General features: G+C 29.4%; 20 protein-coding genes. All 20 read right to left on the bottom strand.

Annotated elements, in window-relative coordinates; translation table 11 throughout:
• Positions 1 to 55 precede the first annotated feature (55 nt).
• Positions 56 to 952: an RluA family pseudouridine synthase gene (locus tag J7M87_RS03700; RefSeq protein WP_291648775.1), complete on the bottom strand. Its 897-nt coding sequence runs from the start codon at positions 950 to 952 to the stop codon at positions 56 to 58.
• A gap of 74 nt (positions 953 to 1,026) precedes the next feature.
• A complete protein-coding gene (locus J7M87_RS03695; protein ID WP_291648773.1) occupies positions 1,027 to 2,373 on the bottom strand; it encodes an LCP family protein in 1,347 nt (448 codons plus the stop codon).
• Between the two features lie 47 nt (positions 2,374 to 2,420).
• The gene (yqeK, locus tag J7M87_RS03690; RefSeq protein ID WP_291648771.1) at positions 2,421 to 2,987 is read right to left on the bottom strand and encodes a bis(5'-nucleosyl)-tetraphosphatase (symmetrical) YqeK; all 567 of its coding nucleotides are present in this window, start codon (positions 2,985 to 2,987) and stop codon (positions 2,421 to 2,423) included.
• Between the two features lie 32 nt (positions 2,988 to 3,019).
• Positions 3,020 to 3,637, bottom strand: a complete 618-nt coding sequence (nadD, locus tag J7M87_RS03685; protein ID WP_291648769.1) for a nicotinate-nucleotide adenylyltransferase — start codon at positions 3,635 to 3,637, stop codon at positions 3,020 to 3,022.
• Between the two features lie 9 nt (positions 3,638 to 3,646).
• On the bottom strand, positions 3,647 to 3,943 hold the full coding sequence (locus J7M87_RS03680; RefSeq protein ID WP_291648767.1) for a YhbY family RNA-binding protein: 297 nt from the start codon (positions 3,941 to 3,943) through the stop codon (positions 3,647 to 3,649).
• 11 nt (positions 3,944 to 3,954) lie between these two features.
• Complete coding sequence (gene obgE, locus J7M87_RS03675; protein WP_291648766.1) at positions 3,955 to 5,244, bottom strand: GTPase ObgE; 1,290 nt, start codon at positions 5,242 to 5,244, stop codon at positions 3,955 to 3,957.
• A 235-nt stretch (positions 5,245 to 5,479) separates the two neighbouring features.
• Positions 5,480 to 5,779, bottom strand: coding sequence for a 50S ribosomal protein L27 (gene rpmA, locus J7M87_RS03670; protein ID WP_008676729.1), 300 nt, complete (start codon positions 5,777 to 5,779; stop codon positions 5,480 to 5,482).
• Position 5,780: 1 nt separating this feature from the next.
• Positions 5,781 to 6,155 (bottom strand): ribosomal-processing cysteine protease Prp, encoded by a 375-nt coding sequence (locus J7M87_RS03665; RefSeq protein ID WP_291648764.1) that lies wholly within the window; start codon positions 6,153 to 6,155, stop codon positions 5,781 to 5,783.
• Positions 6,156 to 6,160: 5 nt separating this feature from the next.
• The gene (gene rplU, locus J7M87_RS03660) at positions 6,161 to 6,472 is read right to left on the bottom strand and encodes a 50S ribosomal protein L21 (RefSeq protein WP_008676723.1); all 312 of its coding nucleotides are present in this window, start codon (positions 6,470 to 6,472) and stop codon (positions 6,161 to 6,163) included.
• Positions 6,473 to 6,604: 132 nt separating this feature from the next.
• On the bottom strand, positions 6,605 to 8,053 hold the full coding sequence (locus J7M87_RS03655) for a ribonuclease E/G (RefSeq protein WP_291648759.1): 1,449 nt from the start codon (positions 8,051 to 8,053) through the stop codon (positions 6,605 to 6,607).
• Between the two features lie 13 nt (positions 8,054 to 8,066).
• Complete coding sequence (locus J7M87_RS03650; protein WP_291648877.1) at positions 8,067 to 8,768, bottom strand: TIGR03936 family radical SAM-associated protein; 702 nt, start codon at positions 8,766 to 8,768, stop codon at positions 8,067 to 8,069.
• Positions 8,752 to 10,605 carry a TIGR03960 family B12-binding radical SAM protein gene (locus J7M87_RS03645; RefSeq protein ID WP_291648757.1) on the bottom strand — a complete coding sequence of 618 codons (1,854 nt, stop codon included), beginning with the start codon at positions 10,603 to 10,605 and terminating at the stop codon, positions 8,752 to 8,754. The genes J7M87_RS03650 and J7M87_RS03645 overlap by 17 nt, the downstream gene beginning before the upstream one ends.
• A 143-nt stretch (positions 10,606 to 10,748) precedes the next feature.
• The gene (locus tag J7M87_RS03640) at positions 10,749 to 11,609 is read right to left on the bottom strand and encodes a site-2 protease family protein (protein WP_291648755.1); all 861 of its coding nucleotides are present in this window, start codon (positions 11,607 to 11,609) and stop codon (positions 10,749 to 10,751) included.
• 85 nt (positions 11,610 to 11,694) lie between these two features.
• Positions 11,695 to 12,300 (bottom strand): peptidase M23, encoded by a 606-nt coding sequence (locus J7M87_RS03635; RefSeq protein WP_291648753.1) that lies wholly within the window; start codon positions 12,298 to 12,300, stop codon positions 11,695 to 11,697.
• Positions 12,301 to 12,434: 134 nt separating this feature from the next.
• Complete coding sequence (gene rodA / locus J7M87_RS03630; protein WP_291648750.1) at positions 12,435 to 13,562, bottom strand: rod shape-determining protein RodA; 1,128 nt, start codon at positions 13,560 to 13,562, stop codon at positions 12,435 to 12,437.
• Between the two features lie 150 nt (positions 13,563 to 13,712).
• A complete protein-coding gene (gene minE, locus J7M87_RS03625) occupies positions 13,713 to 13,973 on the bottom strand; it encodes a cell division topological specificity factor MinE (RefSeq protein WP_291648748.1) in 261 nt (86 codons plus the stop codon).
• 15 nt (positions 13,974 to 13,988) lie between these two features.
• Positions 13,989 to 14,783 (bottom strand): septum site-determining protein MinD, encoded by a 795-nt coding sequence (gene minD, locus J7M87_RS03620; RefSeq protein ID WP_291648745.1) that lies wholly within the window; start codon positions 14,781 to 14,783, stop codon positions 13,989 to 13,991.
• 18 nt (positions 14,784 to 14,801) lie between these two features.
• A complete protein-coding gene (gene minC, locus J7M87_RS03615; RefSeq protein WP_291648743.1) occupies positions 14,802 to 15,443 on the bottom strand; it encodes a septum site-determining protein MinC in 642 nt (213 codons plus the stop codon).
• A gap of 152 nt (positions 15,444 to 15,595) precedes the next feature.
• Positions 15,596 to 18,571: a penicillin-binding transpeptidase domain-containing protein gene (locus J7M87_RS03610; protein WP_291648741.1), complete on the bottom strand. Its 2,976-nt coding sequence runs from the start codon at positions 18,569 to 18,571 to the stop codon at positions 15,596 to 15,598.
• Positions 18,568 to 19,059 carry a rod shape-determining protein MreD gene (gene mreD, locus J7M87_RS03605; protein WP_291648740.1) on the bottom strand — a complete coding sequence of 164 codons (492 nt, stop codon included), beginning with the start codon at positions 19,057 to 19,059 and terminating at the stop codon, positions 18,568 to 18,570. Before mreD ends, J7M87_RS03610 begins: the two co-directional genes overlap by 4 nt.
• Position 19,060 lies beyond the last annotated feature (1 nt).

The following is a 19,060-nucleotide window of genomic DNA, read 5'->3' as shown; positions in this document are numbered from 1 at the left end:
TAAAATGTAGTTGCTTTAATTTTAAAAAAGGCAACTACATTTATATAACTATATACTACTTTAAATTCTCTATAAGTTTTTGTATATCATCTGGTATTCTTGCTCTAAGACTTAATTCCTTTTTAGTTCTTGGAGATTTAAAATCTAATCCATAGGCATGAAGTGCTTGCCTACTTATAATTTCCCCATCTTCTTCATAACCATATAAGGTATCCCCCCAAATAGGATGTCCTAATGAGCTTAAATGAACCCTTATTTGATGTGTTCTTCCTGTTTCTAATAAGCATTCAACTAAATCTGAATCCTTAAATCTCTCTATAACCTTATAATGAGTTATACTTCTTTGTCCTCTTTCATCTACAACTCTTCTTATAGTCCCTTCCTCTTCTGGTCTATATATTGGTAAATCTATAGTTCCTTCATCATTTTCCATATGTCCATGTACAACTGTAAGATATCTTTTTTCAACATTATTTAAAGTCATTTCTTTAGATAATTCCATATGTGCATACTGATTTTTAGCTATAATAATAAGTCCTGATGTATCCATATCTAACCTACTTACTAGCCTAACAATACACTTTTGGTTACTTTCCTTAAAATAGTACATCAAAGCATTAGCTAATGTACCACTTTGATACCTTTTAGTTGGGTGAACTACCATATTAGGTCCTTTATTGACAACTATTATATCTTCATCTTCATACACAATATCTATTGGTATATCTTCAGGATCTATATTTTGAGTTTCTTCTTTTACTAAATCAATCAAAACTTCTTCATTGCTTTTTAGCATATAATTCATTTTTACAGCTTTATTATTTACAAAAATTCTTTTGTCTACTGAAGCACTTCTAATTAACCTAGAAGATAATCCTAGTTCCTCTTTTAAAAATTCTCTAATTTTTCTTCCTTCGTATTCTTTTGAAACAACTTTCTTTATAGTACTCATTTTTCCTCCTAGTAAAAAGGAGCTGTCGCACAAATCTACAATTTACATTAAACTGCTTTCTGCGACATCCCCTTTTAGTTTCCAAATAAGTTATAATCTTTACCTAATAATATTACAACATCATATTGTTTATATTCTGATTTACCTATCTTTTCAAACTTTTGTATCCCTGTATCATTTTTAAGCAAATCTTTTAATTCCTTATTATCTGATTGAATTACACTTTTCTCTACATTATCAGTATTTCCAACTTCTATATTTGTATATCCAAGTGAAAGTAAACTATCTCTTGCACTTGATGCTAATCCATCAATCTTAGTTCCGTTTAATACTAGTACCTTGAGCTCTTCTTTGTTTATTGAAGTTATAACTGGTGCTAATGAAGAGTTTTCTGTATTTAATGCATTTATTAAATCTCTGTTTAGCTCTTTATCAGCAATTAAAAAGGATTCCCCATAAATATCCGCTGGCTCAGCTTGAAGGGTAGTCATAATTATATCTTCTGATTTCAATCTCATAATCTTCATACCAAGAGAAATTAAATTCTTAGCTGGAATATTAGTTTCAACATTTTCACTTATAGCCTTCAATATTTTTGGTGCTTTAAAAATTATAGTTGGACTTAAAGCTTTATCTACTAATTTACTCATGAATTGCTGTTGATTTTTAATTCTATCTAAATCACCATTTGCTAATCCACTTCCATCATTATTTTTTCTCCACCTAAAGAACTCTTCTGCTTTTTTACCATCTAACTGAACAGTTTCTCCAGCCTTAAAGTTTATATGAAGGCCTTGAGCTTCATCATCATAGAACATATCTTGTTCTATAAGCATTTCTACCCCACCTAAAGCGTCCACTATACTTCTAAAGGCATTATAATCTACCTCTACTATATAATTTAAACTTATACCTAATAAATCTTCCACATGTGTCTTTACTTCTTCTTCTCCACCTAAAGCATATGCAGCATTTATTTTCCAATATCTTTGATATTCTCCAGTATCTAAATAAGCATCTACTTCAATCATAGTATCTCTTGGTATAGAAATTACATGCGTCTTTTTAGTATTAGGATTATAATTTAAAACCATTATAGTATCACTTCTTCTAATTGCTTTATTAGATTGATTGTCTGTATCTCCTACATCCATACCCAAAATCAAAATATTAATAGGGTCTTTTGATGATATGGGTGCAACTCCAGTACCTAAATTATTTGTTTTTAAACCTGATAAGAAGCTATATATATACAATGCACTTCCAAGTATTATTACTAATAAACTAGTTACTATAGATGTTACTATTCTCTTTCTTTTTAGTTTTTTCCTTCTAGCTTCAATTCTTTTTCTTTTAATTTGTTCATCTTTAGAAGGTCTTCTTCTTTCTCTGTTTTCCAGATTCTCTCTCCTACTCCCCATCCTTAAAATCCTCTCTGATTTTTTTCATAGTTAAATAAATTTAGTTTTTATTTATTAAGCAATAAATAATTTCTAGCTTTTATACTATTTATATCAATAGGAAACCCTTTATTTAATAAATATTTAATAGTATGAGTTAATCCTTGAAGAAGGCCTTTATCCAAATCCGCAAAGCTTTCTTTTCTAATTAAATCTACTCCATGAAAATTTCTACCTGGCTCTATCATATCAGCCATATAAATTATCTTATCTAATTTACTCATATCTTCTTTTCCTGTAGTATGCCATCTCATAGCGCTTAATATTTCTTCATCTTCTATTTTAAAAATCTCTCTCCCTAGTATCGGTGAAACAATACTATGCCATAATTCAGGAGTTTTCTCTTCATCATATGATAAATTAATACTATTTCTATTTATGATATCCCTTAACTCATAGATTGTCATATTTTTAGCTATATCATGAGCTAATGCTGCTATTTCAGCTTTATCTTTATCTACCTTATTTATTTCAGCTAATCTCATTGCAGTTTCAACCACACCTAAAGTATGGTTATATCTACTTTCTGTTAAATGCTCTTTAAGATAGCTCTTCATTTCTTCTTTACTAAGCATATATCTTCTCCTTAAATATCATTATACTTTCATCAATCTTTAATATTTTCGCAATAATTATATATATTATTTTTTCTAATAAAATCTAGAGCCTCTTTGGGAATGAAAAAGTTGATTCTCTTTCCTTCCTTGATTCTCTTTCTTATCATTGATGATGAAATTTCTAAGTCCATTATATCTAAAAAGTTGATACTTGTGTTATATTTTTTCTCAATTTCATTCTTTTGTAATTTTAATGACTCTTCATCATATCCTGGTCTATTAAATACTACTAAATTAGAAGTCTTAAATATTCTATCTGGATTTTTCCATTTTTCTATATTTATAAGACAATCAGCTCCAGTAATAAAGTACAATATATTATCCCTAGATTTAAAGTTTTCTAAGGTTTCATATGTATAACTAAAACCTTCTTTTTCTATTTCATAATTACTTATTTCAAAATCCTCATAACTTTTTATGGCTTCTTTAACCATTTCATACCTTAAAGGAGCCTCTAATATATCCTCATTTCTTTTATGAGGCGGGCTCCCTGCTGGCATAAAAATCACTTTATCTAAATTCAATTGACATTTAGCTTCATATGCAATATATAGATGTGCTAAATGAATAGGATTAAATGTTCCTCCTATTATGCCAATCTTTTTCATAAAAATTCTCTATTTATTAGGTATTTCTATCTTAGGTTTTTTTGAGGATTTTTTATATAAAACTATTTTACTTCCTATAGCTTGAATTCCTTCACAACCAATTTTTTCACAAATATAATTTGATACTTCTCTAGCTCCTAAACCACTATTTTCAAGTACCTTTATTTTAATAAGCTCTCTTGCTTCTAAAGCTTCAGTTAATTGTGTTAAAAAAGCTTCTTCTACTCTATTTTTCCCAACTTGGAATATTGGATCTAAGTTATTTGCAAGCCCTCTTAAATATGCTCTTTGCTTTCCTGTTATCATTCTTTATCCTCCTATAAAATATACTCAAACTCAAAATCGTTAAGTCTTACCATATCTCCATCTTCTATTCCCATTTCTCTTAATTTATCAAACACACCTTTGTTTCTTAATACCTTATGGAAATATCTTAATGAATCAGCGTCATGAATATTTACTGAATTTAATAATCTATCTACAAATGATCCATAAACTACATATACTCTGTTGTTATCTTCTCCATCTTCGATAGATACATCATATGTAAATCTCTTTTCTTCTTGTACGAATCTTTCTTCATCACTTATTTCTAAGTCCTTAATTGGAATTTCTGAAAGCATTCTACCAGCTTCTTTAATTATATCTTCAACACCTGATTTTGTTGCTGCAGACATCTTATATACCTTATCAAAGCCTAATTCATTTACTTTTTTCTTAAAGTCTTCAAAAATTTCTTCATCATAAAGCATATCTGTTTTGTTTGCTACAACTATTTGAGGTCTATCCCATAGTTTAACTGAATATTTCTTAAGTTCTTCATTTATCTTAACAAAGTCTTCGAAAGCATCTCTACCTTCTATTCCTGATATATCTACTACATGTATTAATAGTCTAGTTCTTTCAATATGTCTTAAGAAATCTAAACCTAAGCCAACCCCTTCAGCAGCACCTTCAATTATTCCTGGTATATCAGCCATTACAAAAGCATTCATACCTTCAGCCTTTACAACTCCAAGGTTTGGCTTTAATGTTGTAAAATGATAGTTTGCTATCTTTGGCTTTGCTGCTGTTACTGTTGAAAGGAAAGTTGATTTTCCTACATTAGGAAATCCTACTAAGCCAACATCAGCAAGTAATTTAAGTTCTAATGTAATCCATCTATCTTCACCTGGCATACCTGGTTCTGCAAAGTGTGGAGCTTGCCTTGTTGGTGTACAGAATTTACAATTTCCTTTTCCACCTTTTCCTCCTTTTGCAATTACAAAAGTATCATCTTTATGTGAAAGATCTGCTATAATTTTATTAGTTTCAAAATCCCTAATTATTGTTCCCATAGGTACTTTAACATGAAGGTCATCTCCATCTCTACCATAACATTTTGAACCTTCACCTTTACCACCAGCGTCAGCTACAAATTTCTTTCTATATTTAAAATCTAAAAGTGTAGTTAAACCTGGATCTACTTCAAATATTACACTTCCACCTTTTCCGCCATCTCCTCCATCTGGACCTCCAAGCGGAACATATTTTTCTCTTCTAAAAGACACACATCCATTTCCACCATCTCCGGATTTAACGAATATCTTGGCCTTATCTATAAACATAAAATCACCCATCTTTCTTGAAATTATTTATAATAATATAAACACGTACTTACTTTATATTATCTCACTATTTTTTAATGTTTATTATATCACACGAAAATTAATTTCTAATCCATTAAATTAATGGACAATTGACAGTGTACAATGGGCAAGTTTTATTCATTGTCAATTGCCCATTTATATTTCTTACAAAATAAAGCACCCTAAAACAGGGTGCTTTTTAGAAAAAATAATATTATTCTGCTATTTCTTCAACATTCACTGGGTAAATGCTAACTTTCTTTTTGTCTCTACCCATTCTTTCAAATCTAACGATTCCGTCTTCTTTAGCAAAAAGAGTGTCATCTCCACCTTTACCAACATTAGTTCCTGGGTGAATCTTTGTTCCTCTTTGTCTAACTAAAATGTTACCAGCTAAAACGAACTCCCCGTCAGCAGCTTTAACTCCTAATCTTTTTGATTCAGAATCTCTACCGTTCTTTGAGCTACCTACCCCTTTTTTGTGGGCAAATAATTGAAGGTTCATTATTAACATACTATTGCACCTCCTCTTTCAACATTCTTATATATTCACTGTCTTTTTCATTTCCAAAACTTAATTTAAGAGATTGTATCAAGCTTTCTATACTCTTTTCAAAAGTTAAAAGTAATACTTGGCACTTCTCTATATCCTCGTTATTAAGATTAGATAAGTTTATATGTAAAAAACCATCATCTATATCATACTTAACTTTGAGCTTTAGTACTTCTTCAATACCTATTAAGGCACTTTGAGATAATACTGAAACCGAATTGCAAATCATATCATAAGCATCTCCGACCTTCTCTATTTCAGCTCTTGATAAAGCATGACCTTTTATCTTAAATCCAAGGCATAAATCATCTTTTTTAAAAATCTTTACTTTAATCATAATAATTAAGCTTCGATTTTTTCGATTACTAACTTAGTGTATGGTTGTCTGTGTCCAGTTTTCTTTCTGTAGTCCTTCTTTGGCTTATACTTGAATACTGTAACCTTCTTAGCTTTGCCTTGAGCAACAACTTTAGCAACAACCTTAGCACCTTCTACAACTGGTGTACCAACCTTTAAAGCATCACCATTTGAAACTGCTAATACTTCTGTTAATTCAACTGTTGAGTCAACTTCAGCGTTAAGTTTTTCAACGAATATTACGTCTCCTTCTTGAACTCTGTATTGTTTTCCTCCTGTAGATAATACTGCGTACATTAAAAACACCTCCTCTTATTACGGTCTCGCCAACCGAGGTACAAAGTTCTAAACTTTGTTTAGATAAAAACCTCTTATGTGCGGTTTAACATCTGATATTGTATCATAATATTATGTTGCTTGTAAAGAAGTTTATTCATATTTTTCATAGCCACTTACTCTAAATTTTTTTATATTTTCTTTTTGGCTATTAAATATAAGTGGCTCTATTTTATATCCTTCAATTCCATTTGTAAAATTCAAATAAATTTCTTTATCTAATGAAGTTATATTTCTTAAAAACGAAAAAATATCTCCCTTTACCATTTCTTCATAATTGCTATCTAATTCTATATAAAATGAATTTATAGAATTTTCTTCTTCGCATTTAATTATCTCATTTCTTATCAACTTTTCTATATATGATAGCTTTAAAACATACCCTTCTTTGTTACACCTTCTACAGCCTTCTTCTAAATAATCATATATTGATTTTCCTCTTCTTTTTCTAGCTATTTGAACAAGATCTAGCTCTGTAAAAGGGAATATTTTCATATTACCTTTGTCTTCTTTTAAAGCTTCCTTCAAAGCATCCATAACTAAGGCTTTTTGAGAAAAATCTCTCATATCAATAAAGTCTATAACTATTATTCCAGCAAGATTTCTAAGTCTAATTTGTCTTCCTATTTCTTTAGCAGCCTCTATATTTGTTTCTAATATAGTTTTATCAAAATTTCTACCTTTAATATTTTTAGATGAGTTAACATCTATAACATACATAGCTTCTGCTTTATCTATTACTATATTTCCACCACAATTTAAAGCTACTTTTTTATGTCTTAATTTTAGGATTTCCTTTTCTATTCCATAGTAATCAAATAAACTTCTAGTATTATTAAACTTCTCGATACTAACTTTATCATTGTTTTCTAACAATGCTTTTACCTCATTTAAATCTTCTTCATGATTTAAAATTATCTTGCATTCATTGCCTAGGTTTTCTCTTATTACTTTATTTAAAATAATATTTTCTCCATAGACTTTTCCTAGCTTTAAACTATACCTTAATTTTTTAATAATTACTTCTAATTCTGATAAAAGACTTATTTTTTCTGCTAATAAATCTTCATCGCTTGCATGAACTGCTTCTGTTCTTATTGTTATACTATATCCATCTATATTGTTAATAGCCTTTAATATTCTTTCTTTTTCTTCTGTGCTACTAATTCTCTTGGAAAAGCTAATTCCACTTCCCCCTAAAGTTAAAACCATAAATCTGCCTGGTATGCTTATATTTTTACTTACTTTAGCACCTTTATTGTTTATTGGCTCTTTTATTACTTCAACTAATATTTCATCGCCTTTTTTTATTCCTTCGCTTTTAATTTCATTGCTAAAGTACATATACGCTTCTTTTTCTAAACCTATATCTACAAAAATAGAATTAATAGCGGTCACTATATTTTTTACTCTTCCTTTATAGATTTCACCCATTTTAGGTCCTGAAGAGTGCTCCTCTACGAAGCACTCACTTAAAACATTATTATCCTTTATAGCAACTCTTAAAAGCGGCTCATCTCTTTCAATGAAAATTTCTCTCATAAGATACACTTCCCTAAATACATTTATATATCGGTATGTACTTATTATTTTTTAATACATACATTTCTTCTCTCTTTATATCTACAAAAGCATCTTCCATTATTTCTGGAATATTGCTCTTTATATATTCTGCAACTAAGTCTGGTGATAAATGTTCTCTACTTCCTGATGATATTAATATATTTAAAATTAACTCATCATTATTTATCCAATGCTTCATTTCTTTTATCATTGTCTTTAGATTTACTTCTTTTTCACCTTTTTTGCTTTTCTTTATAGTATTCCATTCTGGATTATCAATAAGCTCTTTAATTTTACTTTCAACTACATTTGAATCTGTACAAAACATCTTTATAGTGAATCTAGCTGCATCTACTAAAGCCATAGTTTGAGGTAATTTCTTTTCCCCTTCTTTAGTTATAACTTTTCTTGCATTTAAAAACTTAATTCCAGATGCTGTTTTAGCATTTAATCTATCTATAATTTCTTTTTCATCTAATTCTTCAACTAAAACTATATCCATATATTCAGCATCAGAATAAACTCCAACAGATAAAGGTTGTGCTATAGATAATGCCATATGTGGATTAAATCCCTTTGAATACTCCATCGGAAGATTAGCTCTTCTTATTACTCTTTGTATTGTTCTCATTAAATCTAAATGAGATATAAATTTTACACTAGATTCTTTAGTAAACTTAATTACATAACGCACCTTCAAAACACTTCCCTTCTTTAAAGTTTACATTTACTCCACAACCTGTACATCCTTTTCTACAGTTTTGTGTAAGTTCTGCTCTTTTTGCTTTTTCATTTTCTACTTCTAGATATTTTCTATTTACTCCAATATCTATGAAGTCCCATGGAAGTATTTCATCATAACTTCTATCTCTATATACGTAAAAATCTTCATCTATATTACATTCCTTCATTGCTTCCATCCATATATCGTAATTAAAGTACTCTGACCATCCATCAAACTTAGCTCCCTTTTCAAAAGCCTTAACTAAAAGATCACAAGTTCTTCTATCTCCTCTTGCAAATACAGCTTCCATAAATGAAGTCTTTTGTTCGTGGTAATTATAATTTATAGCTCTTGTTTTTATTGCACCTTTTACCGCATCAATTTTTTTCCAAACTTCATCAGGTCTAGCCATAGGGGCCCATTGGAATGGAGTAAATGGCTTTGGTACAAGTATTGATGTGCTTACAGTAATCTTTAATCCCTTAGCTCTCTTTTCCTTTGGAATTCCATAGTAAACAGCAGCCATCTTCTCTGCAAGTTCACCTATTCCAGCCGCATCTTCAATTTCTTCATAAGGAAGTCCTACTATAAAGTAAAGCTTAATAGTACTCCAACCTGATTCAAAAGCACTTTTAGTTGCTTCTAATATTCTCTCTTCTGTAAGTCCTTTATTTATAATATCTCTCATTCTTTGAGATCCAGCCTCTGGTGCAAAAGTTAAACCTGTCTTTCTAACCTTTTGTATTTCTTTTATTAAATCAACAGAAAAGGCATCTACTCTTATAGATGGAAGGGCTACCCCTATATTTTTATCACCATGCTCTAAAATTAAACTACTTACAAGATTTTGTATATCTGAATAATCACAAATACTTAATGATGCTAAAGAAACCTCTTGATATCCACTTGCATCTATCATCTTTCTTGCTTGATCTAATAATGTATTAGTAGTTTTTTCTCTGACAGGTCTATAAATCATACCAGCTTGACAGAATCTACATCCATTTGTACATCCTCTTGAAGTTTCTAAAACTACTCTATCGTGTACTATTTCTGAATATGGAACTATCATATCTAATGGAAAATCTACTTTATCAAAATTATTAACTATTCTCTTTTTAATTCTAGCTGGAACATCTTCAAACTTTGCCTTAAATTCTTTTATAGTTCCATCTTCCTTGTATGTAACATCATATAAAGAAGGAACATAAACACCTTGAATCTTTGATATTTCCCTTAAAAATTCTTTCTTTTGTCCTTTACCCTTGTACTTCTTATATACATCAAGAACTTCATTCATAACCTCTTCGCCTTCACCAATTTCAAAGAAGTCTACTATGTCATATAGAGGTTCTGGATTGTATGCACAAGGTCCCCCTGCCATTATTATCGGTTCATCTTCTCCTCTTTGTGAAGCTCTGATTGTGATACCAGCCATATCTAGCATATTTAGTATATTTGTATAACTCATTTCATATTGAAGTGTAAATCCTAATATATCAAATTCAGTAAGAGCATCTTTTGTTTCTAATGTCATTAGTGGTATTTCATTTTTTCTAAGCTCCGCTTCCATATCTGGCCATGGTGCAAATACCCTTTCACAATATGTATCTTTTCTTTCATTTATTGTATGATAAAGTATTCTTGTTCCTAAATGAGACATCCCTACTTCATATACATCTGGGAAACAAAATGCAAATCTTATATCAACATCTTTTGGGTTCTTAACTACTTGATTCAATTCACCACCAACATATCTTGATGGCTTTTCAACCTTATGTAAAATATGGTCTGTAATTTTCTTCATAATCTTTCCTCCTAAAGTGAGAATAATCCATTAAAAAAGAAGTATATCTCTATACTTCCTTTATATCTTTTCTATTCTAGCATATATACATCTAAAAAGTAAATCTATTACTCACTATATACACATTATAAATTTATCCCATTTTAGGATACAAACAATTTCTGTTTTATATACTCCTCCAAAGTCATATTTCCATAAACCTTTAATGCATCAATTAGCTCATCTTCATTTAATATATAAATAAGCTTCATATCATCATCTAAGATATAAAATGTATTAAATTTATTTCTATCAACTAAAGCTAATACATTAACAAGCCCCTGCTTGTAGTATACAGATATGGATTTATTTTCTATATATTTACTTTTTAAAAGTTTATTTCTTTTTTTAACTACGTTACTCATAGTTATATACATTGTAGTATGCTCTTCCATTCTAGTAATATATATTATTATTATTGCACCTATAATCATACTTAAATTTATACTATGTAGGAATATATAAATAATAGCTGATATTATAATAAATAAGGTTGCTATTGAAAAACTAACTATACTAATTATTTTTTGAGCTTTTTTAAATAACATTTTTTTTGATAAAATAATTTCTAATATTCTCGATCCATCCAATGGATAAGCAGGCAATAAATTAAATACTGCTAATCCTATGTTTAAATTCATACTAGTTTCTATAAAACTAGAATTATATTTAATATTTATAATATAGAAAAATATCGCAAGAACTATATTTAATAAGGCTCCAGATAGATAAACTATAATTTTTTGATTTTCTTTTAAACTATCTATATCTATAAGCTCCGCCTTCATTCCAAATACATGAAACTCTATATTATAAAACTTGCAACCAAACTTTAATGCAACTAGTATATGCGTTAGTTCATGTAAAAACACCCATATTAATGCAAATATAAACATTCTATTATAACTACAAACTAAAACTATTAATATTATTTCTGCCAATATTTTTTTTGTCTCTCTCTTCATTTATATCTCCCTAAAAATTGCTACCTCTCTATATAAATCACCTTCTACTTCTAACGCCTTGAAAATTTAAAATCATAATTGATATTTATAGATCATTCGTATTGGTATCTCCAGTTGCCGTACTTTGTTCTTCATCTACCCTCTTTTCATCTTGTTCGTCAGACAACCCATCTACCTTTGATGACTCATTATTATTTATCGATTCATCTACATTTGTTTTTATTCCTTCTTCTTTAAAACTCGGAACACCATTATCTAAATTTTTTATTTCCCCCATTACATCAGTATATTTTTCTTCTATAACATTAATTACACTTTTATAATCAATTCCCATCTTATCCATGCTTAATAATACATTTTCATAATTAAAATTAGCATCTACTGTGGTCTTACATATATTATAGAGTTTTTTTGCATCACTGCTTGGTATTGTTTTTAATGTAAAAACTCCTAAAAATAATAAAAAAGTGCATATTAATCTAAGGATAAACTTATCTATATATCCCATACTTTTCTTAGGTATTCCAGCTCCATAACTCCCCCTTTGATAACTAAAGTTTTGGACATTTCTTATATTTGGATACACGTCATCCCTCGTACTAATTATTTTTTCTTTCTTATCAGTTTTTCCTTTTACCTTTTTTCTTATTTTATCGTAATATTCCTTATATTCCTCGCTGTACCTCTCCATACACCTCACTCCTATATCTTAATATTGTATTTATATTTTCAATTATAATGATTTATGCTACCTACGCTATAATTTGAATTTCTAAATAAAAAAAGCTATAGAAGATTTATAGCCTTCTATAGCTTTCATTATTATTAAAAATATATTTTTTTTCTTCTCATTCCTACGTTTAAAATTAATCCTATTGACATTACAGTTGTAAGTAATGAAGTACCCCCATAACTAAGTAAAGGTAATGTTATCCCTGTAATAGGCATAAGTCCTATAGTCATACCTATATTTTGTAGTAATGCAAATAAGAAATATGCAACAAGCCCTACACAAATTATTGAACCAAAAGTATCTTTAGCCGTTCTTCCTATTGCTATCATTTTTGAAATGAGTAATCCATATAACAGCAGTAAAAATGCTGCGCCTGCTAGTCCCCATTGTTCACCTATACTCGCAAATATAAAGTCAGTTTGAACTTCTGGTACATACTGAGCTGCATATCCTATATTCGTATCTTTAGTCGCAGATCCTTTTAATCCAAAGACTCCTCCATTACCTATACTAATAAGGGATTGTCTAAGTTGATAACCTGATTCAGATGTATCTGACTCTGGATTCATAAATGAAGTTATTCTATTCTTTTGATAAGGTTTTATTATGCCCGAATTCCAAACTATTATAACAACTAAAAATAGTGATAAAAGCCCACCACCAATAATTTTTAAATCAAGTCCACCAATAAAAAATATTCCTAGAACTATAAAGAATAAAACCATAGTCATTCCCATATCTGGTTGTATAACTATAAACACTGCTGGAACTATAGCATAAAAAGCCATTGTTAAAAAGTTCTTCCACTCATTTATTGTCCCATTCATTTCTTCTAACGTCTTACCTAGCATCATTATAGTAGCCATTTTTGCTAATTCTGATGGTTGAAAGGATAATGGTCCAAGTCTTATCCATCCTCTTGCTCCATTAATATCAGTTCCTATAAATATAGTAACTATAAGCAAAAGTATAGATCCCCAATAAAAAAGAGGAGTATATGACTTTAATAATGTATAGTCAATTGCTACAACAAAATATAAAGCTACTAAACAAACAACAAACCACAACGATTGCCTTTTTAGGAATAATGTTCCATACTCAGCCGAACTAGCATAATATATATTAATTATTCCAAATATCATTAATGCTACCATTGAAAATAACATTACTTTATCTATTTCTTTTAACTTCTTAAAGTCTATTTTAAATTTTGAAAACATATTTCACCTCCATCTTTCAACCTAAGAATTATTATATCCAAAAATTAATGCTTTCTCCATAATAATTGAGATAAATAATTAAAATTTAAGAAAATATTAATTAAATTTAATTAAAAAAGAGAAAAAGTGTATCTACTTTTCCTCTTATAGTTATTTTATGTTTTTTATTGGAATATTAGCTACTAAAGCCGGATTATTTCCTTCAACATTTTCAGTTTTGCTTACAGCTATCTCAACATCTTCAGAATCTATTTCTACATACTTAGATAGTACTTCTAATATTTCCATTCTTATTTTTTCTAGGGTTTCATGAGGTAAATCCCCTCTGTCATGTATTAATATTAGTTTTAGTCTATCCTTTGCCACCTCTTTAGGTGTTGGTTTATTTGAAAGTTTTCTAAAAAATTCCACCTCTCATTCCCCCTACTAACGTTTAAATAATCTTTTTATTGATGCAAAGAAGCCTTCTCCCCCTGTTTTCAAATCTAAAAGAGGTACTTCTTCTCCATTTAATCTTCTAGCTATATTTTTAAAAGCTTGTCCCGCTATTGATTTATCATCAAGAACTATAGGTTCACCTTTATTAGTTGAAACAGTTATGTTTTTATCATCAGGAACTACACCCAACAGTTCTATTGATAAAGTTTCAATTATATCTGAAACATCTAACATATCTCCTCTTTGAGTCATTTCATAATTTAATCTGTTGATTATTACTGCATGATCATCCAATCCTTTAGCATCTAATTTACCAATAACTCTATCAGCATCCCTTACTGAAGTTATTTCTGGATTAACTACAACTACAGCTCTATCAGCTCCAACAACTGAATTTTCAAAACCTTGTTCTATTCCTGCTGGACAATCAATTAAAACATAGTCAAAATCTTCTTTTAATTCATTAATTAACTTTAACATATCTTGTGGTCTTATATCATCTTTGTCTTTAGTTTGAGCTGTCGGTAATAAACATAAATTTTGATATCTTTTATCCTTTATTAAAGCTTGCTTAAGTCTACATCTATTTTCTATAACATCTGTTATTGTATAAACTATTCTATTTTCAAGCCCTATTAAAACATCTAAATTTCTAAGACCAGTGTCACCATCTACAACTACAACTCTCTTATTTAATGCAGCTAAAGCAGTACCAATATTAGCTGTTGTTGTTGTTTTTCCAACTCCACCCTTACCTGATGTAATAACTATAGAAACTCCCATTTTTTTCTCCCTCCAACGCTATATATATTTCTTTGGTAAATATGGCTCTACCACGATAATATCGTCTTTAATCTTTGCTAGTTCCGGATATGATGGTTTTATACCATCTTCTGGCGCTATAGTAACAATCTCCGCTATTTGGAGTATTTCTGGTTGAAGACTAAAAGCAGAAATTATAGCTTTTTTATTACCACCTACTCCAGCATGCACTTGTCCTTTAATTGTTCCTAAAACAATTATATTTCCCCCTGCATAAACCTCAGCTCCATTATTTATATCACCTATTATAACAATATTTCCATGATACCTTACTAACTGTCCGCCTCTTATTGTTTTCTTTATGAATTTAGTTTTTCCTTCATATACTCCATTAAAAATTTTACTTTCTTTTTGCTCTTCTCGTTTAGCCTCTTCAAACGAGCATTCTTTTATTTGTATTTTTTCAAATAAAACATCTTTTAATCTTAAAATATCATTTTCATTTACATTCTTTAAATTAGCTACAATTTTAAGAGATGCCCCTTTGTAAAATCCTTTCCCTGCTGTTAGCTTATCCATTAACAATTCCAGCATTTCATCAAAGTCATTAAATCTCTCCATATCAATAGTTGCATTGATACCTTCTTTTGTACCTTTTATTTGAATTCTATCGTCATTCATTGGTCACCCTCCACCAATAATTAAAGCTTCAGTAATCATAAATCTTATTACATATCTATAATTATACAATCATATTATATCACTTAACAATAATAATTTACATAATTTATAATAAAATAAAAAAAACCATGCAAAAACATGGTTTTTATTGGTTATTGATTATTTGTACTATTACTATTTGTATTAGTATTTGTGTTTGTTGAGCCATTATCTAGCTTTATACTATCATCTTTATTATCTTTAAGAGGTGATTCTAAAACATATTTTCTAAATGATTCTGATTTAGAAGCATATGAAGGATCAAGCTTTAATAACTCCTCCTTAAAGAAAGCTTCGTATATAGCCTTGTGAATCGTTGCACTTTCACTACCTTTTTTACCATCATAAATAGTAGAGAAAATAGCTATTTGTGGATCATCTAACGGTGCCATACTTATATAGTTACCATATGCTAATCTACCCTGAATAACATATTGTTCATCTGTACTAAAGTCGGCTGTCCCTGTTTTTCCTCCAACCTTAATAGGAAAATTAGCAAAGCTTTGATATGCCATTCCATTACTTGGACTAGTGTTTACTCTATACATACCATCTTTTATAGCCTGCAAATAGTTTTCTGGTATTTCTAACTTATCAACAACCTCAGGTTTATATTCCTTTATAACATCTCCTGTTGGTGATGTTATCTTATCTACAATAGTAACTTTATATCTTGTTCCTCCACTTGCTAAAGTTGCAACATAATTTGCAAGCTGAACTGGAGTAAAGTTATTTATACCTTGCCCAATAGCACTTGATACTATTTGACCCGCTGTTTTCATCTCTGCTGGTTTATTATTTATAGTATAGAATGCAATTGCATCTGAAATAACGCCTGCTTCTTCATCAATATCTACAGTTCTTTTCTTTGATGCTTCTTCAACAGCACTCTTAAATTGAGGAGATATGTCCATTATCTTTTTAATATATGGTAAAATACTTTCTGCAAATTTTGTATTATCTTTTATTTCTTCATCCGTACCAACCTTAGATAATGCATCTTTCATTTGAGATTTAAGCGCAGTTTTAGCTTCTTTTAATTCATCTGAGTCATTTTCATTATCCTCTATATCAAATGGTATAAATGAATATGAATAATAACTGCCAGCCTTTAATGCATCAACTATTTCAAACATTGGAGTATCAAGTATTTGCTTCTTCCAAGAATAAAAGTTATATACTTGACCAAACTCCTCTTGTATTTGAAGTCCTGTTGAAGGATATTTCCATTCTTGTGTACCAGGCTCTGCTCCTAATCCAAACTTCCATGCATATTTTGCTAGAGTATCTAAAGCATTAATATCCCCACCATTTTGCTTATATAACCTATATCCAAGTTCATAAAAATAATAGTTAGATGATACTTGTAAAGCCTTTCTTAAATCAGTTTGCCCATTAGCTACCCTTTCAAAATTTTCACGCACTTCTGGCAACTCTTCATTACTCCATGTACCACTTGTATCATTCATAGACTCATATTCAGTAACTACGCCTTCCATTAATCCAGCTACAGCAGTAAGTGGTTTAAATACTGATCCTGGTGGTAATAAACCTTGAGTTGCATAATTAAAAAAATTCTTTGGATATGAATCTATCTTATCAGTTCTTTTTCCTGTATCTTCATCTATAGGGAATAATTCATCAATATCTCCTGTAGCTCCAGTTCTTTTCATATACTCCTTAGCAAAACTATCTATATCTGGGTCAAAATACTGCTTTGACAAATCTTCTGTTAACATTCCTGGTATTGAAAAAATATTAGGATCATACCCCGGATAACTAACCATTGCAATTATCCTTCCAGTATTAACTTCTATTGCTACAACAGCACCTCTAGTTGCATTTGGAGCAATGCCCTTAATGCGTTCCATAGTATCTTTCATTGCCTGCTCAGCAGCATATTGAACATCTTTATTTATTGTTAAGTGAACATTGTTTCCTGGGTATGAATCTAGTTTAAATAACTCTTCTGTCACTCTTCCTTTTGAGTTAACTTTAACAGTTGTTCCACCCTTAGTTCCCTTTAATTGATTCTCAAAAGCTGATTCTATTCCAGCTACACCTATCAAATCAGTAGATACATCATATCCTCTTAATTCATAATTTGTTTCTTTAGAAGAATCTATAGATGATAAATATCCTAAAGCTCCTGATGCTAAATTGTTATAAGGATAATATCTGATAGGCTCTATACTTACATCTATACCTGCTAAGTCATTTAACTTTTGATATATTATAAATGCGGTATCCTGCTTTATATTAGAAGCAATAGTAACAGCTCTATAGCCTTTAAAACTTTGCATTTTTACAGCATCTTTTATTACTATATAATTTCTTATATCATTAATTGAATATGTTGTTAAAAGCTCATCTAATATTTCCTTTCCAGACATATCATCATAAGCTTCCATCTTGTCATTATATGCATCAACTCTTGCGTTATAATCCTTATCACTTTCTCCATCTTCTTGAACAGGTGCTGGATTTGTAAGTTCTTGCATATCATAAATCTTAACTAATCGATAAAAAGTTTCCTCTGGAGATATCTTTAATAACTCACTATCTACCTTAGCAATTTCTTCATCTGTATAATCTGATTGCTTATCTTTATAAAGCTCTTTTTCTATAGCTTCATTTAACCCTCTATCTCTTTTAAATCTAACTTCTACTATTTTTTTTGTATCTGCATCATCAGTCTTAAAATCAAAATAGAATTTCCCACTACTATCTATCTTAAGCATTAAATCATCTTGAAACTTCTCCCCATTTTCAGATAATATTTTAAATACTTTATCCATAGTTTCATAGAAATTTTCTTTTTCATCATTTGGTTTAGTATATGTTAATGTATATGTTTGAATATTAGTTGCTAAAACATTGCCTTCACTATCATATATCTTTCCTCTTGGTGCTTTTTCTGATATAAACCTCGTAGAACTTATATCTGCCTTTTCTTTATAATCTTCATGTTTATAAACTTGAATATATAATAGTTTTGCCATTATTATAGTAAAAAGTGCTAGCATTATAATATTTAAAACAGTGTATCTTGAAATCTTCTTTTTCTTTTTCGGTTTATTTACTATCATTTAAACCTCCATGACTTTTTCCTATACTCAATATCATAAAGTCTTAAAACAAAATTATATCCTAAAAACATTACCACTGAACTATATAAAGCAGTAAACATTCCTATTTTTATGTCTATAGATCTTTCCATAAACTTAAATATTGTAAACACTGCTAATACCTTCAATACATATAAGAATATAACGGATATTACTGGTATGAGTTTCTTTTGTCTATAAATGTTTTCGCCTATAATTGCAGCTATTAAACATATAAGCATATTTATTAATGAATTTATACCAAAACCACTATAGAAAAATATATCTTGCATTAATCCAGTTATAACCCCAATAAAGACAGCTTCTGACTTTCCATTTATTATAGAATACGCTATTGCAAAAACAAAAAGTAAACTTGGATAAGCTCCTTTTATAGCTAAAAAAGGCATAAGAGAATTATCTAATATTAAAAGTACTAATGAAATTAAAATTAAAATCCATTTCTTCATA

The organism is Clostridium sp., from assembly GCF_017888565.1.
Classification (GTDB): Bacteria; Bacillota; Clostridia; order Clostridiales; family Clostridiaceae; genus Clostridium.
This window is presented reverse-complemented; position numbering and strand designations above follow the sequence as displayed.